Source organism: Nitrospira sp. KM1, from assembly GCF_011405515.1.
Lineage (GTDB): Bacteria > Nitrospirota > Nitrospiria > Nitrospirales > Nitrospiraceae > Nitrospira_C.
In genome coordinates, this window is record NZ_AP022671.1 from 4,367,276 (window position 1) to 4,383,066 (window position 15,791).

General features: G+C 56.1%; 9 protein-coding genes. 5 read left to right on the forward strand and 4 right to left on the reverse strand.

Annotated features, from left to right (window positions below):
• Positions 1–8: 8 nt before the first annotated feature.
• Positions 9–1,202 (forward strand): substrate-binding domain-containing protein, encoded by a 1,194-nt coding sequence (locus tag W02_RS20675; RefSeq protein WP_255458544.1) that lies wholly within the window; start codon positions 9–11, stop codon positions 1,200–1,202.
• A gap of 145 nt (positions 1,203–1,347) precedes the next feature.
• Here W02_RS20675 and W02_RS20680 read toward each other — a convergent pair whose 3' ends face one another.
• The 4 genes from W02_RS20680 to W02_RS20695 all read right to left on the reverse strand — a co-directional run bounded on the left by W02_RS20680 (position 1,348) and on the right by W02_RS20695 (position 5,760).
• Positions 1,348–2,241, reverse strand: coding sequence for a response regulator transcription factor (locus W02_RS20680; RefSeq protein WP_173051198.1), 894 nt, complete (start codon positions 2,239–2,241; stop codon positions 1,348–1,350).
• A 51-nt stretch (positions 2,242–2,292) separates the two neighbouring features.
• On the reverse strand, positions 2,293–3,087 hold the full coding sequence (locus W02_RS20685; protein WP_173051199.1) for a hypothetical protein: 795 nt from the start codon (positions 3,085–3,087) through the stop codon (positions 2,293–2,295).
• 54 nt (positions 3,088–3,141) lie between these two features.
• Entirely contained in the window at positions 3,142–4,920 is a 1,779-nt protein-coding gene (locus tag W02_RS20690; RefSeq protein WP_173051200.1) for a hypothetical protein, read from the reverse strand.
• A gap of 183 nt (positions 4,921–5,103) precedes the next feature.
• Entirely contained in the window at positions 5,104–5,760 is a 657-nt protein-coding gene (locus W02_RS20695; protein WP_173051201.1) for a hypothetical protein, read from the reverse strand.
• A gap of 305 nt (positions 5,761–6,065) precedes the next feature.
• Between W02_RS20695 and W02_RS20700 the strand changes: the two genes are divergently transcribed.
• The 4 genes from W02_RS20700 to W02_RS20715 all read left to right on the forward strand — a co-directional run bounded on the left by W02_RS20700 (position 6,066) and on the right by W02_RS20715 (position 15,139).
• Positions 6,066–10,358 (forward strand): filamentous hemagglutinin N-terminal domain-containing protein, encoded by a 4,293-nt coding sequence (locus W02_RS20700; RefSeq protein ID WP_173051202.1) that lies wholly within the window; start codon positions 6,066–6,068, stop codon positions 10,356–10,358.
• 223 nt (positions 10,359–10,581) lie between these two features.
• Positions 10,582–11,325, forward strand: a complete 744-nt coding sequence (locus tag W02_RS20705) for a hypothetical protein (protein WP_173051203.1) — start codon at positions 10,582–10,584, stop codon at positions 11,323–11,325.
• Positions 11,326–11,368: 43 nt separating this feature from the next.
• Complete coding sequence (locus W02_RS20710; RefSeq protein WP_173051204.1) at positions 11,369–12,901, forward strand: hypothetical protein; 1,533 nt, start codon at positions 11,369–11,371, stop codon at positions 12,899–12,901.
• Between the two features lie 360 nt (positions 12,902–13,261).
• Positions 13,262–15,139 (forward strand): ShlB/FhaC/HecB family hemolysin secretion/activation protein, encoded by a 1,878-nt coding sequence (locus tag W02_RS20715; RefSeq protein ID WP_173051205.1) that lies wholly within the window; start codon positions 13,262–13,264, stop codon positions 15,137–15,139.
• The last annotated feature ends 652 nt before the right edge of the window (positions 15,140–15,791 follow it).

The following is a 15,791-nucleotide window of genomic DNA, read 5'->3' on the forward strand; positions in this document are numbered from 1 at the left end:
CATCATGTATGGGAGAGCGTCATCGAGCTGAGCCGATCAGCAACATTGACAATAACCTCAAATCTCTGAGGGCGGCCAAGGGCATGTCCCAAAGCGACTTGGCCGATTCAGCCCAAATCACTCGGCAAGCGGTCTGCGCAATTGAGGGCAATCACTATCTTCCGACTACCGCGGTCGCGCTTCGTCTGGCTGGGGTATTGGGATGCCGCGTCGAGGACCTTTTCAGCCTGCGTGCCACCGGCGAAGTGATCGAAGGAGAACTCATCGGGGAACTCGGCCAGGTGGACGTCAATCACACCTCGGTGCGGGTGAAAGTCGCCCGTGTCGAGGATCATTACGTCGTTCGTCCCGTACGTGCCTTGGGAGAACTTCTCGCGTATATGGTGCCGGCCGACGGATTGCTACTCGGCGGAGCAGTGAACGGACGTGGAGCCGGCAAGATCGGCAAGCGGGTGCGTGTACAACTGCTCCGGGACCGCCGTGTGATCGAACAGGAAATTGCGATTGCCGGGTGCGATCCCGCGATCTTCCTGGCAGGGGAATACCTCCGGCGCTATAAAGAGACCGCGACGGTGACCGGATGGACCATGGGAAGCAGCGCGGCGCTTGAGGCGCTCAAGCGGCATGAGGTTCATATGGCAGGGCTCCATATCGTCGACGAAAAGACCGGAGAGTCGAACATTCCCTATCTTCGAAAGCATCTGCGTGGCGATGATTACCTGATCGTGACGTTCGCAGCCTGGGAGGAAGGGTTGATCGTGCGGCAGGGCAATCCCAAAGACATCCGCAAGATTGATGATCTGAGCCGCAGGGATATTACCCTCATCAATCGCGAAAAGGGTGCCGGTGCCAGGCATTTGCTCGATCAACGACTCGAAAAAGAAGGCCTGCAATCGCAAGACGTCAGGGGCTACGACCTGGTCGCAGATTCACATTTCCAGGTGGCACGCCGGATTTCAGAAGGATCTGCCGACGTGGGAATGGGCGTTCGTTCTGCGGCAAATCTATTTGGATTGGACTTTATTCCACTGCAGCAATCCCGCTATGACCTTGTAGTGCCAAAGTCCTACCTCACGGCATTACCAAGCATCGGAAACTTATTGGAAGCCATAGTGAGCCGCCAGTTCCGCACGGAAATCGAGGCACTGGGAGGATACGACACAAGGGAAACCGGAAAGATCCGCCAGTTGCGCGTGCAATAGATAGGCTCTGTGAGAGCCCGCCATCGGACCTCAGATTCTCTCAGGATTCTGTCAGCCGGCAGATTGAAGCGGTTGCCGCAAGGGCGCCGCATGCGCTGAAATCCGGGAGGCCTTCCCCGATCATTCTTCTTATAGACCGTAGCGATTAGAGTCCTTGCCCGGCGGCCGCTGTCTTAGGCTGGTGGCGAGCCGTGCCGGACTCCGCAGTCTGATGTTGCCAGCGCGAATCGGAGGAGGACAGGAGCGTTGCGGATCGTCCGGCCTTCGATGTGGCAGCTAGTGGAAGCCTGCGCCCAGGTACGGATGGCAGAGGGTAATAGTGCAGCGACGCCGGATCTTGCGCGGGCATGGTAGACCTGAGTTTGAACCCTAGGCCCTTGACGGTCATGATGAATTCCTGGTTAGTCCGGGCGGGGTTGAGTTTGCGTCTGAGCGAAGAAATATGCACGTCCAACGTATGAGGGAAAATGGCGAATCCTTCACCCCACGCCTGATCCAACAGGGCTTTTCTGGAAAGATAGTGGCCAGGCGCCGCCACAAGGCTTTGCAGAATACGAAATTCGGTCCTGCTGACTGAGACGGCTTGCGAGCCGACCGTGACTTCACATTTGTCCAGATTGACGGTCACACCGTTTGATACGAATTGGGTAGGAGCAGGGCGTTCCCATCGCTGGCGACGAAGAACAGCCCCGACCAATGCGACGATGACGGAAGGGCCGGCATTGCAGACCGCGTTGGTGGCGCCGTCCTCAAGGTCCATCGTGCAGTGCTGCTCGTCGCAACTGTCCGGATGATAGGTGATAGTCACCAAAGGTGGAAGTTTAGGCGATTCGAGACGAAGACGGGAAAATCCGGACTCACGACGGTCTACGACGAGAATTGCGGGAGTGGTCGCCTGCAATTCCTGAAGGGCTTCCTCCTGATTTCGCGCGCCACGAATTCCATAGCCGCCCTGCAGTAGCGCCCGTTGCAGGCTTGTTTGAAGGTGCGTGTCGCCCGATATCAGCAATACCGTACCGCGAAAAATCTTGGCTCGCATGGTGTGGATCCCTTCCGTGGTGTTACAAACGTGAACCACTCTCACGAATCTCTAGTGACCGGCGAACTCGCTCGAAAGGATGATGCAGCAACGAAATATCGGACTGTTCAGGTCTCGTCTGATGAATCCGTCGGTACGGTGGATCGAGATACGAACAGTCGTTCCTGCGCTCCATCCGGGATTCCGCCCTTCATCCATCTCCACCAGTGCTGCCATGGTCGCGTTGCCAAGAGTCAGGGCGATATGCTGTCCAATGGGCGTCAGGCGTATCACCGTGATCGTTGCGTGCAGCCAAACATGAGTCGGCGACTCATCAATGACGAGAGGGAGCGGAGGGGTCGGTTTCTGACGAGTGGGTAGGAGCCGAATATCGTGAGGATCGATGACAACATTGACTCTGTCCCCCGTCGACAGAGCCGGTTGCCCCTCGGAGATGGGACTTCGGCTCTTCAGGACAATATTGTCCTGATCAAGCCTGACGGTGGTCACGTTGTCGTAGTTGCAGTGGTAGTTCATCACCACGGTTCCGATCCAACGGTTCCAGCGTTGTTTGCCCCTTCTGAACGTCCCTGCCTCGAGATTGACCACGTTCTCCGCGATGCATACGCGGGCTTCGTCCCCGATTTGGACGGTCTCATGAGCCGGCGAATATCCCGTCCAGCGTACGCGCAGATGTGTGTGGTCGCCCACCCGCATGAGCAGAGCAGTGCGCGTCAGACCCTTGGTCCTCATCACGACCACGCCGGTGATGATGTTGGAGTCGGTTGGCGACAACACATTTCTGCCTGCGTCCGGCAGGAGATACATGCTCTGTTCCAGACGAAGCTCATGCTTCGGTGATGACATGAAACCCTCCTTACGCTCCGAACGATCCATGTGCTGCCTGCAAATCCGTAGTAGTTAGAAAAATAGTTGGTACTGAATCCTGATGGCGTTTTCGACCAGCGTGCCGCCGACGGCGTCGACGGGAATAGAGCCGTTAGGGTAATAGTTTTGCCCTCCTGAAGCCGTGCTAGAGCCATTGATGAGAGGCATGGGATTACTTCTGCCTATAGCAAACCCTCCGGTGCCCATTGCAATGTTTGTATAGGTAATTTGGATTGAGTGGTCGTAAGTGCCTCTCAAAAACCAATTGAGTGACACGTCAACTTGTTTGATCAGGTCACCTGCAGAACGCGTGTCTGGATCCCAGTAGGCATAACGTCCAGCCAATTCAAGGTACTTGGGGATGATGTAGTAACCGCTCTGGACATACCAACCCATTGCATTCCCTAGTGGACCGGGAGCTAACCCTGAGCATGAAAATGGAGAACCCGCGAGAAAGCCAGTTCCACTGCCTGTATTTACCAATTGAGACGAGTATTGAACGCAATCAGCACTTTCGTCCTTCCGAATAACATTCTTAAAATATAATTCTCCTTGAAGAGAAAAGCCGCGATACTTGAATACGCTGTCTACTGCCCAAGTTGAATAATCGACTACCCCCCAACCCAACTGCCGTCCGTTTCCTGTTGCAGCTAGCATCCGTCGAATATTCAAGTTCGCCAGATCGACGCCGATGAATGCATTGTTCGAACTGGTATTTACGCGAGGGTTATATGAGTAGCCACCGCCGACTGCTAGTTGAGGGGTTTTTGAATACGAAATGTCGCCTTCGCCATATCCCGGCCGACCCATGATGTTCCAGTTCAATCTGGCCGAGAACATGAGACGGTTTAGATCACGTCGAGTGTCCGCATTGAGATTGCGTTGCAACGGATTTGCTGGGAGGCCGGTATTGCTAATGTCTGTGCAATTCACATCTCCAGGAGGTAGAGGAGTGGTGCCCGTCTGCTGTCCTCCCGGACAGTTCTGTGTTACCTGTTCGCTCTCAAAGTTCCCCAGTCTTGTGAAGTTGGGTCCGGCTCCGCCGAAGACACCAAGATAATAGTTGAGCGGAAACCGCTCCTCGTCGTTCATGAGCGTCAGACCGATGTCTCGCCGATCCAGTCCGCTTGCTGTAAAGGCGTCCATGACGAGCGCACGCTCGGTGAACTGCATCGATGCGGTTGAATTGATCTGCGCGCGGTTGAAGTAGACGCGGTATTGCCCAATTTGGGCATTGGCCCAATCCAGCTTGGTATTGAGGATATAGAAATCATAGAGTTGCACCGAACCCTGTGTCTGAGCGCTTTCGTTCGTCGAGTCCATGCGAAGCTGGATGTAGTACTTCATGTCCGGATCGAAGACGTGCCCCATCAGATAGAGGCGCGCGCGTCTGAGTGCGATGGTTGACGCTTCTGCTTCTGAGCGATTCACCCGATAGTCCCCGAACACGCCGACGATGTCCGGGAAGTTCTTCCCGTCTCCCGGGTTTCTCCACGCCGCATTTCGATGCCGGTTGATGTACTGGGTGGCGACCCGTCCTCGGATGCGAAGGAGGAATGCATTGTCGTTGGTGCTGAGATTGAATCCTCGGTCGTACCAGAACTTGTACGAAGGCTGACGCGCATAGGATTGTTCTTCATAGTCGCGCACGAGAGCCCCGTATCGCTGCTGAGAGATGCGGCCCTGTGCCAGCGCATCATCGAGAAGAAATTTTGTGACCGGATCGATTCCATCGATTGGGACCGCAGGCTGCCGTGAGGGCCCCTGGTCCGAGTCTGCGCCGGCTGCAGGAGCTGTGTCAGCGAATGTCATTCCCATCACGGCGCAATACAGCATGATCCGGCATGCCGCCTTCCAGGAGAATTCCGCTGCCCATCTTCGAAACCGTTCCCGCAACGTTCCTTCGCTCCACTGGCGCTGACTTGTGACGGCGTCGCGTTCATAGGGACCTTTCAGCCGGTCCGATACGCGGCCAATAGATGAAGTCGTTCTCCGCTAAGGAGACGCACCGACCAAAAACTTGTTCAAATCAACCGCGGATGAGTTGAGCATCGGATCCATGACGTATTGGGCATGCGGTTCGAAATACACCGCATAGGCCTGCTCAGGCGTCCAAGGACTCGGATAGTTGGGATCGTAGGCATCGATACGACGGACCGGCTGTTCGACGTGGTAGTAATCCACCTTGAGATGAAAATAACGGTCGCGGACCTTGATCCATCCTCCGGTGACGTCCCGCCAGTATCTTGGGTTGCGACCAGGTGAGAGAACCTGGAAGCGAATGCGCTCTTGTGATTCGACCTTTTGAAGCGCCTTTTGGAGGACGGGGACAAGCGCTTCGAGCTCTCTTTCCCGAAGAAACTTCTTCGGTGGCTGGTCGTCGTTCAAGAAACGGATTGGAACTCCGGAAACCTGGCGAACCGAAAAGCCGCGGAGCAGTCGATTGAGTTGATCCAACGGAATGTCCGTTGCGGTGGATCGGACGCCCGCGTCCTCCGCATCGGGGTCGGTCTCCATCCGAACCACGACTCGGTCGTCTTCCTGGATGACCCGGGTGGTTTCTGGCAGCCTTGCGCAGCCGCCCGTCAGGGTGGTCAGCAAGAGCAGCAGGGCGAGAATGCGAATCGAGCAAACCGGAAAGCACGTCAGCATTCGGCGTCTCACGGCACACACAATCAGACAGAATCAAATGACACTGTGTACGCAGAAATTGAATTACACAATACATGACAATGATGTCAAGTATTGTAATGTATGTGTGCGTAAGTAAGCTATTATGGAATTTGTAATGAATTTGCGACATGTCATGGAGTCGGCATCTGGAGATATAAGACTTCTCTGAACGTGTTACGTCTCTCTCAAATGTGAGCAACAGTTATTGACGTAAACGACTGGTATGAAATATAGCTCACAAGCTATGAGGAGCGAAGACTGCCCTAGTCAAAGATCCGTATCGCGTGAAGACGGTTTTCTCGCGCAATTCCCCCTTACTGGTTCAGGGCCATACACCGCAGATGCATAAGACATTTGCACCTATCTGTAGTGCTCTGTGGATCATGGTGTTGCTGTGCGTCGATGCGTTGATACCGTGTTCAACGCGGGCAAACGCCACGACTGCCGGCAATCCAGTCACGCAGTTCGGTGGTGCAAATGTCACAGGGCTCGGCACGCCGAACGTGACGGTCAATCAGACCACTCCACTGGCAGGCATCAATTGGACGAGCCTCGGCAATAATCCCGGAGACGTGCTCCGCTTTGTCCAGCCTTCTGCAAGCGCAATCGCGTTGAACAGAGTGGTCGGTGCGGACCCTAGCCATTTTCTGGGCTCCCTGCTCGCGAATGGGTCCGTGATCGTCATCAATCCGAATGGCGTGTACTTCGGCGGCGGTGCCCAGGTGAATGTGAACGGATTGATTGCCTCTTCGTTGAATATGACCGATGCGGCCTTCCTGAGCGGAAAGTATTCGTTCGACGGCTCAGCGGCAAACGGCATGGTGCGCAATGAAGGCCAAATCAACGCAGGCCCGTATGGTGTCTATCTCATCGCTCCCAACGTCACCAACAACGGCGTGATTACGAGCGCCGGAGGCCATCTCGCGTTGGCCGCAGGGACGTCTGCGTATCTGTCCGAGCGTGCCGATGGGCGCGGACTGTTGGTAGAGGTCAAGGCACCGGCCGGCGAGGCATTGAATCTCAAGAGTCTGGTGTCCGACGGCGGCCAGGTGAGCATGATCGGGCGGTTGGTGACGCAAAGCGGGGTCGTCCAGGCGAACAGCGCGCATATGCGGAACGGAAAGATCGAATTGATATCGACCGACCGGACCACGTTGACGGCAGGCAGCGTCACGGCGGCAAACGGCGGTCAGGATGGTATTGCTGACGGCGGAAACATTCTCGTCAAGTCCGACCTTGCCAGTGGCCAAACGACATTCGAATCGGGTGCCAAAATCGACGTGTCAGGAGGGGTGAAGGGCGGGAACGGAGGCTTTGCAGAAGTGAGCGCAGGCAGTGTGTCGCTGGGAGGCCAATTTCTCGGTCGTGCAACATCAAGCTATAAAGGCGGGCGGTTCCTGATTGACCCCCTTGTTGTCGGCTCGACGGTCACGTGGGACGATTTGCAGGGATTCGTCGGAAGCGGCGCCTCCGACGTTGAATTCCGCTCGCCTGTAGGAACCGATCTTACTGTCAATATCGGGAGACTCTTCAATCTCATTCCGGTGGTTGACCCCAATACGGGAACCGTCATATCCGGATGGGCTCTCCCGCCGGGACAGGAAGGATTCCTTAGGTTCACGGCAGGAAAAGATTTAATTTTCATGCCCAACAGCTTTATCCAGAATGGATCAAACTCTACAGGTGTGTCTCCAGCCAAATGGAGCTATGTCCTGACGGCGGTCAATGACATTCAGTTCAATGGTGCAAGATTGATCACAGGCGGAGGGGGCAGCATGTCTCTTACCGCCGGCCGGGACATTACGTTGATTCCGACTAGCGGGGTTGGACAGACGACGCTGCAAACGTTCTCCGCAAATATGTTCATCGCTGCGGGAAGAGACTTAATCGCCCCGAGCGCTTTGGGAATCGGCGTCCAGCCTGGCCCGGGTGTCACGTATTCTGGCATTCGCGTGGATGGCCCCGGGAACCTCACGATCAATGCCGATCGAGATTTCCTCGGCGGGGCAGTCGGGAACGTACCAGGTGGTCCAGGATTTGTGTTGTCCGATGGAATCGCGAGGGTGAATGTGGGTGGCAATCTGGGAAGCCCGGCTAACTATGCGAATTTCACCCTGGGGTCTTATCGCGTAGATCCGGTGACGCAAGCCGTCACCTTCGGGAAGACCAGGGTCGAAGTTACCGTGGGAAATAACATCTACATGGGGTTGATGCAGGACCGCGGTCTATCGGATCGCGTTCTTGGTCAGCCGCTCCGTCCGGACATCATGAATACCTTCAATCCTCTCAGCTCGGCAAGCCTGCTCTCGGATCAGGGGAGCATTTTTTTAAAATCGAACACGCCGGATTTCGTCTCAGGAGGATCTCCGGATCGGAACATCTATCCTTCGTCGTTTTCCGCACTGGCGCCGAACGGAAATATCTCCATAGCCAGTCAGTTGCGATTCTGGCCCTCCGAGGTCGGAAGGCTGACGTTCCGGGCCGGTCAATCCATCGAAGGTCATGGGGGGCTTGGTTCCGGCGATACGCCCGCGATATCTCTAATATGCGACTCATGCAACCCAATTACGGATCCAAAGTCGATGACGATCTCACCGATTACCGTGACCGCTGGAAAGGATATCACCGATCTCAATCTGGAACTGGTCGATCCTTATCTAAAAACCATTAATGTTTCGGCTGGCAACGACATCAGGAATGTGTTTGGACTCTTTGCAGTTCCAGACCTCGGTAAAGATGTGATCGGCAATCCGATTTCTGCAGTGACCATTACTGCGAACGGGAATATTGATTTTGCAGGACGTTCGCAAGGCAATAATCCAAATCCCAGCTCAGGATTTCTCTTTGGCGGCACTGGGCTCGCTCGTGTCACAGCCGGTAAAACCTTGGATCTGGCCGTCAGCAATGGACTTACGTTCCAATTCCAACCGGCTGTACTTTCATCGGACAGCAACTCGAATGCGGCTGATAAGGGTGGCCTCCTGGATGTTGCCGTCGGGGGCGATATCAAGATGACGCAGTCCCGGATTCAATCCTTCAATGGAGGCAATTTGTTCGTCCATGGTTTGACGACGACACAAGCGCCGGTTATTGCAACGACGGGGCTCGTTTCTAGCGCAGTGGTCGGCACGATCATCGTGAACGGTCAACAAGTGCTGGCCATCGCCGGCGTTGCAATTCCAGGGCAGGACGGTATCGGCCCGATCCCAGTCAATTCCAGCAACCAGTCGCTTATCGGAAACCCTGTCTATTTAGTCGACGGGCGTGCGGCGCTGGATATTTCCGGATCGCCGGTCTTGCTCGCAGCGAAAGATACGATCGTCGGGCAGAACGCCATGATCATAGCGGGCAATGCCATGATAGGTGTGAACGGCAAACCGGTCGTGGTGGATTTGTCATCTACGAATGCCGTGTTGCCGAGTGATCTTGTGCACGGCACGGCAGTGCTTGACCGACCGCTGGTTCACTTGGCCGACGGAACCGTCCTCCTGGTTATCAACGGTAAAACGGTTACCTCGGTTCCCGCCGGGTCCGGTCCGATAGACGGACGACCGACTGTCAGCAATGGAGTTGTGACACTGCCGGTTGGTGGGAAACAAGTGGCCATGGTTGAACCAGTGGGTGGCGCGGTGAATGTCGGAACCAACGTGAACCGGGTGGATGACCGAACGGGTATTCTGACCGTGCGGGGCGGGGCGATCGATGTGAAATCCACCGGCAATATCGATGTCAACCTTTCGAGAATTGCCACGTTGGGCGGCGGCAACATCACATTGACTTCCACGACGGGAAATATCAACGCCGGGTCCGGCTCCAGAAATGACGTGACCAGTTTCGTCATCGAGCAACCAGGACCGAACAATCAGCCGATCCGGTCGTTTTTTTCGGTTCCCGGGAGCGGTATCTTTACCTTCCACCCGGCCGACGGCGATCTGCCGAATATTCCCCCGTTCAATCCGTTGTCGCCGTTCGAAGCCACGGTCGCGCTCCATCAGTTCCTCGGGCACGACGTGTCGTCGCTCGAACCGCTGATCCCGGCGGCGCATGAAGCCTGGGTTGAGCAATACAAGACGACGACCGAACAACTATTCGCCGGCTTCAAGCTCGGCGATATCACGTTGAAAGCTTCGCACGATGTGATCGTGCCGCCGGCCGGCATTCGCGGCCGCAACGTCAACATCGACGCCGGTCACAATCTCGATTTGCAAGGCGGAGAAATCAGAGGGATCACGAACGTCAACGTCGGAAACGCGCTCGTCGGAAGCCTTTCGAGCTTTATCGGGGTCTTTGCCGTCAATCTTGGCGGGATTACCGCAGGAACCGCCGGCAGTACGTTGACCTTGAATTCGATCAACGGAAGCGTGGGAACACTGACGACGACCCCGGCTGTCACGGCCAGCGTGTCCACGACGTCGATCACCGGCGCCAAGGCGGCTGATGACGTGAAACTGTTCGAACCTGTTGCCGAGTCCAAGAAGGTCGGCGGCGGATCTGGAGGAGGAAAGTCTCTGAGTGCGCCGTTGCGTATCAAGGACAAGGTCAGAATCAGAGTGGAGACGAAACCGCAGCCTGAATAACGAGTGGATTGAGACTGCAAGTGCGTCACGCGTAGGCGCATGCGCAGATGTGTGAGAGGGACAGTCGAATTTCTACATGGGCGAGAAGGGAGGGCCTGGCATACACAAAGAATCGCAGGACGTGTCATTGGATAAGTGTGTGGAATGGGGTTAATCGAAGTACGTCCGTCGTAATGGGCGGTCAGAGAGTCGCTTACGCGGACATGAGCAAGGAGGGTTGTGTATGGAACGCAATGGGTGGAAGCGCGGCGCCAAAATGCTTGTCGGAATCGCGGCAGGCGTGACGGCGCTCAGTGCCGTCGATGCCAGGGCGCTTCAATTTAACACAGGTGATCTGATGTTGGCTCTGTATGCCAACGGTCAGGAGTACTACCGGAACCTCGGGCCTGCTTCGACCGTCTTGGCTGGTCCGTTTTCCGTCGATATCAGCACCAGTTCATTGAATCCGTTGAGTGTGACCGCGGGTGCCGAACCGGTCCGCTGGTCATTGCTCAGCACTCAGGGGACCACGCAGCTCAACACGTTCATCAACACGGCCTCCCAGTTTACATCCGCCGAAATTAACGCCGCGGGCACCAATCAGGGGACCGTGGCGGTGAACTCGAATATGGCGGGATGGAGAAATGCGTTGGGTCTTGCCACAGGTCCGGGAACCGAAGCGGTGCTGGCTGCATCCAATCCTGCCTCATTCACGAGCAATTTCGGGGTGGGCGGGACATTGGGAGGCAACTTCACCGGAGCCGGCCAGCAGGGATTGTTCGATGAGACCCTGACTATCGTGATGGCACAGGCGCGCGTGGGGACGGAATTCAACGTCCTCAGTGATGTCGGCCGTGCGGTTCTTGCCTCGAACGGTCTGCTCACCATTACGCCTGTTCCTATTCCGGCGGCCGTGATTCTCTTCGGCACCGGCCTGATCGGGCTGGCAGGCATTGCCAGACGCGGCAGGGCGAAAGTGTCTGTGTAAAACAGTGTGTCGTCAACGAAGCGATTAAACAAGGAGTGTCGTGATGCAATGTCTATCCACAGTTCAAGTGGGACGGTATCTCGCTGCCGCCGCTCTCACGGTTGGAGTCATCGCGCCGTCTGCGGCGCAGGCAGATATCAACATCGTCGGGTCAACTCACGGGCAGGCCTATCAAGGCGTCGCCAATCCGGTTGCGGGACAGGCGGCGGCGTCGATTCCGCTAAGCTTGTGTGATGCGGGAGGTCCGACTCCAGAGCGATATCAGAATCTCGCGAATATTACCGATTTAACGGACCCCACCATTCTCATCCCGGCCGGGAACATCGTGGTTTGGCGATGTACCAGAGGTGGTGTGCCGAATTTCCTGTTCCGTTACACAGGTGGATTTTCAGCCATGGCCTATAACAACGTGAAGGCTGCATTGGGCTCTCCTCAATCAAACTTCACCTCTATCGTACCGGGAGGGACGGGCTGTGTGGCCGTTGCCGGCAATCCTAAGACGGATCCAGGAACTGGAAAACAGTACAACAGTTTCCAGAATTGTTCACAGAAGGAACTGGTCCCGGCGAATTTCGCGACTTCGGATACAAAGGGTACTGCCTTTCAGCCGACCATGTGTGACCAGAGCGGCACCTGCGCTCAGACCATTCTTGACACCGGCGTCACGTCGTTTCCGATTACGGCCACGGCCTTTTCTGTTATCGTTGGAAACGGCGTGCAGAAGTGCGATCCGAATACAAAAGCCGCTGCAGGGAAAATTTCGCTGACCCGCATTCAGGCGGAAGCGATCTATACGGGAACGGTTTCGTCTTGGAATCAGCTGGGTTACTGCGTATATCCCGTACAGCCGTTGAATCCGCCCGATGCGTCGTTGGGCGCCGGAGCCGGCGACATGTCGCCGATCGGCACACCGTTCAACCCGGGCATCGATCAAAGCATCGTGACCTGCTCGCGGCCGGTCGATGCGGGAACCCGCATCAACTATGACGCGATATTCCAAAAGGATGTCCGACAGATCTCCACCGGGACCATCGGTCCGCCGTTTACCGGGGATATCAATTATCTCGCGCCAACCGTTTCTGACGGATTGGCCTGTGTGCAGGGACGCTCAGCGGCTCCTGCCAGCAACGCAAATATGAACGCCATTACGTACAATCGGGCGGACGAGGCGGCAAGCCCTGTGGCGTTCGGCCTCGGTAACGTCGGGCGTATGCGCGGCGGATACCCGGTGGCAATGGATGGTGTCCAGCCGAGCAACTTCACTGCACCGGCCGTGTTGTCCAATCCGAGCGATGCGGAGAGAGCCGCATCTCAGAAGGAATTCCGTTGCGGTCGATACATTTTCTGGGCCGACTGGGTCGGGATTCAACGCAACACGCCTGATGCCAACCAGGCTCTCTGGAACCAATACGTGGCAGGAATCGCGACTCTTCTGCCGAAAACCCAGATCGGATATTTCCACGCGAGAAACCTGCGCCAACCAGGTCAACCAGTGAATACGGAGATGTTCGTGCAAAAAGCAGACACGAAAGGGCCGATCACCGTTAATCCTGGTGATCATCCGGCCTGCTACTGATCGACGATCACTTCCTGGTATTACCGGGTAAGACCACGGAGAGAGATGATTACGGGGTTCCGTTGCGGCGCCCATGCGTCGCAACGGAACCGTGGTCGCAGCAGCAAGAGTGAACCTCTGGAAACAGTCCTGACAGAGAACAGCACCTCATCAATCGTGATCCGGTCGCAAGATCCCTGTGATTGGTGAAACGCGTACGCGATTGGTGGCGGTCATTGTTAAGGGAGCGGAGCCTCATCGACAGTCGAGGCACCTCTGTTCTGATCAGAACGAACAGTCCGCTGCTTGTACCATGGAGGTTGAGCAAGTCGGTAAGAGGAACCGGTTCCTCCAGATGTGGAGGGAGCGTGAATAGGGCAGTTGAAACACCTTCGACAAGTCTTGGCACCAATGGGCGTTGGCGACAAGCGATGCGGTTGGAAGGAGCCGCTTGCGGTCATAATCGTGTCACTCGCCATTGCGTCTGGAATCGCTCCAGCATATGGCGAAGGTCCTGCCCCGACCGGTAAGGCATCATCCACAACCGCAGTCCGAGCGGCGGATATTCCAAAAGCCAGCCCGTCTCGAAATGGCGATGTCAAAACAGTCGCCGCTGCCGACCGCAATACCAGCTCTTCGCGACCTTCCAAGGCTGCACCGGCGGTCAGACAGCCGGACCAGCCCGAAAGCGATGACCACGTTACGTTTACCATCAAAGATTTCTTTGTACAGGGAAACAATCTCCTGCCCCCCGAGCGCATCGATTCGTTGCTGGAACCATTTATCGGAAAGTCTCGCCGTTTCAACGACATCGAGAAGGCTCGCGCGACACTGGAGCAGGCGTACCGCGAGCTGGGGTATCCGACGATTGCCGTCACGGTTCCGGAGCAGACCGTGGAGTTCGGGATCATCACATTGACAGTGACAGAGGGTCGACTGAAGACGATCGACGTGACTGACAACTGGTGGTTTTCGTCCGCCTACATAAAGAACAAGCTTCCCGCGGTCAAGCCGGGAGCGCTCCTGCATGAGCCGACCGTTCTCAAACAACTGGATACTCTGAATGCCAACCCCGATCTCAAGGTCGTGCCGGTCTTGAAGACGTCCGACAATCCTGAGCAACTGAATCTTGAGCTGAAAGCGAAGGATCGGCCGCCTCTTCACGGAAAGGTCGAGTTGAACAATCGGGGTGTGCCGACGACCCCCAGGCTCAGACTGAACGCCGCGGTGCAGTATACGAACTTGTTCGACGCTGACCATGCCATCACGCTGCAGACGAGTCAAACTCCCCAGGATTGGGGCGCGGTCGAAGTCTACAGCGGCAATTACTACATACCGTTCGGCGCGTCCGAACACCAACTCGTGTTCTATGGTGCCACTGCACGCAGCCGCGCTCAGTTGGATTCCTCACCCATTCCCACGGGCGGCGGGTTGGATATTATCGGCAACTCCACCATTGCCGGGTTCCGCTACCAATTCCCGTTAGGCATGACGGGATCTTTGAGACACCAACTTTCGGTCGGGGTGGATTATAAACATCTCGGACGCAGCAATGCAGAGCTTCCGGGTACGGGCATCAGTGTGACGGCAACCAATCCGCTCACGTATACACCGGCGTCTCTGGGTTACACCGGTCTGGCTCGGGATGAACAGGGGTATACGAAGCTGACGGCGACAACTCGCGGCTACATTGCCGGCATCATGCCGGAAGGTGATAAAGATCATTTTGCAGGCGATCCCAACGATCCGTTGGAAACTCCCGGATTTCGAAAGGGCTCGTCCGGATCCTTCATTGTCGTGCAGGGCGGAATTGAGCGGTATCAGGTCTTACCAGGGGATTTCGGGCTTACGGCAAAAGCCGACGGTCAATGGGTGAACGAACCGGTTGTTCCAACCGAGCAATATTTCGCGGGAGGAATGGAGTCCGTGCGTGGATACCGGGAATTCGAAGCCGTCGGAGACAATGCCGCCCACGCGACTATCGAAGCGGTAAGCCCGGCTCTCAATAAGCTGCCGCTCGAGCATGTCAGCCGTTCGCTTCGCTTCGTGGCGTTCTATGACACGGCCTACTTGTGGATCAGACAACCTGTGCCGGGCCAAGTCGGCCATTGGTATCTCCAGGGCACCGGTGTCGGGTTCAGGTTAACAGTGAGCGATTACCTCCGGTTCCGCTATGACGCGGCCTGGACCCTCAACAGCGGACCGTTTACCCCTGCCGGGTCCTATTACGGACATTTTTCGCTGGAGGCTGTATTCTGAACAGAAGCAGCAAACACCGCGGGCATTGAGGCAGGGCACAAGATGCAGAATCTTTCGTCGATCCGGATACAAGATATTTAATCGCGGGTGCAGTGAAAAACGGAGATGAGAAGTGTGTAAACTATTTGTCAAAGGTGCCACGATAGGGTTGACGGAAAAGCACGTATTGGATAAACATACGTAGTATCGCTTCCAGACGTAGGGCGCGCTGCATCAATTGGGCGATTGTTGTAGCGGGGCGAGTCCGACGTTGAAGGAGAGCCGACGGCCGGTGCGCTCGACATCGGAGTGCCTGACCGTTGTGTCAAACCTGGTACGGACGTACCGGTCTTCTTTCAGCCAAGGACCTGTGTCATGAACCGCAGTCGCTCGCAGATTGATTCACCTATCCTCTTTCTACGAACCGGTTCCCGCCGCCGACGCGATGAACTCTCCGCAGAAGTTCCTACCCTGATATCAGGGCTCATCCATTCGATTCCACGGTTCGCGAGCACACTTGGCGCAAGGCAGCGTGCAGGCATTGGTCGGCAACTTCGCCGTCACGATGGGGTGTGCTTGACAGATGTTTCTGCTAAGAGGTTCAAGGGCCTACGGCAGAATGTCAGCAGTGCCAAGATGGTATTGCGACATGCTGATTTCCGCGCTCACGATG

What these genes read in the sequence shown, in the direction of transcription:
- W02_RS20685 (WP_173051199.1), bottom strand. Translation starts at nt 3,087, where the DNA reads ATGTCATCACCGAAGCATGAGCTTCGTCTGGAACAGAGCATGTATCTC.
- W02_RS20705 (WP_173051203.1), top strand. Translation starts at nt 10,582, where the DNA reads ATGGAACGCAATGGGTGGAAGCGCGGCGCCAAAATGCTTGTCGGAATC.
- W02_RS20680 (WP_173051198.1), bottom strand. Translation starts at nt 2,241, where the DNA reads ATGCGAGCCAAGATTTTTCGCGGTACGGTATTGCTGATATCGGGCGAC.
- W02_RS20690 (WP_173051200.1), bottom strand. Translation starts at nt 4,920, where the DNA reads ATGACATTCGCTGACACAGCTCCTGCAGCCGGCGCAGACTCGGACCAG.
- W02_RS20675 (WP_255458544.1), top strand. Translation starts at nt 9, where the DNA reads ATGGGAGAGCGTCATCGAGCTGAGCCGATCAGCAACATTGACAATAAC.
- W02_RS20695 (WP_173051201.1), bottom strand. Translation starts at nt 5,760, where the DNA reads ATGCTGACGTGCTTTCCGGTTTGCTCGATTCGCATTCTCGCCCTGCTG.
- W02_RS20710 (WP_173051204.1), top strand. Translation starts at nt 11,369, where the DNA reads ATGCAATGTCTATCCACAGTTCAAGTGGGACGGTATCTCGCTGCCGCC.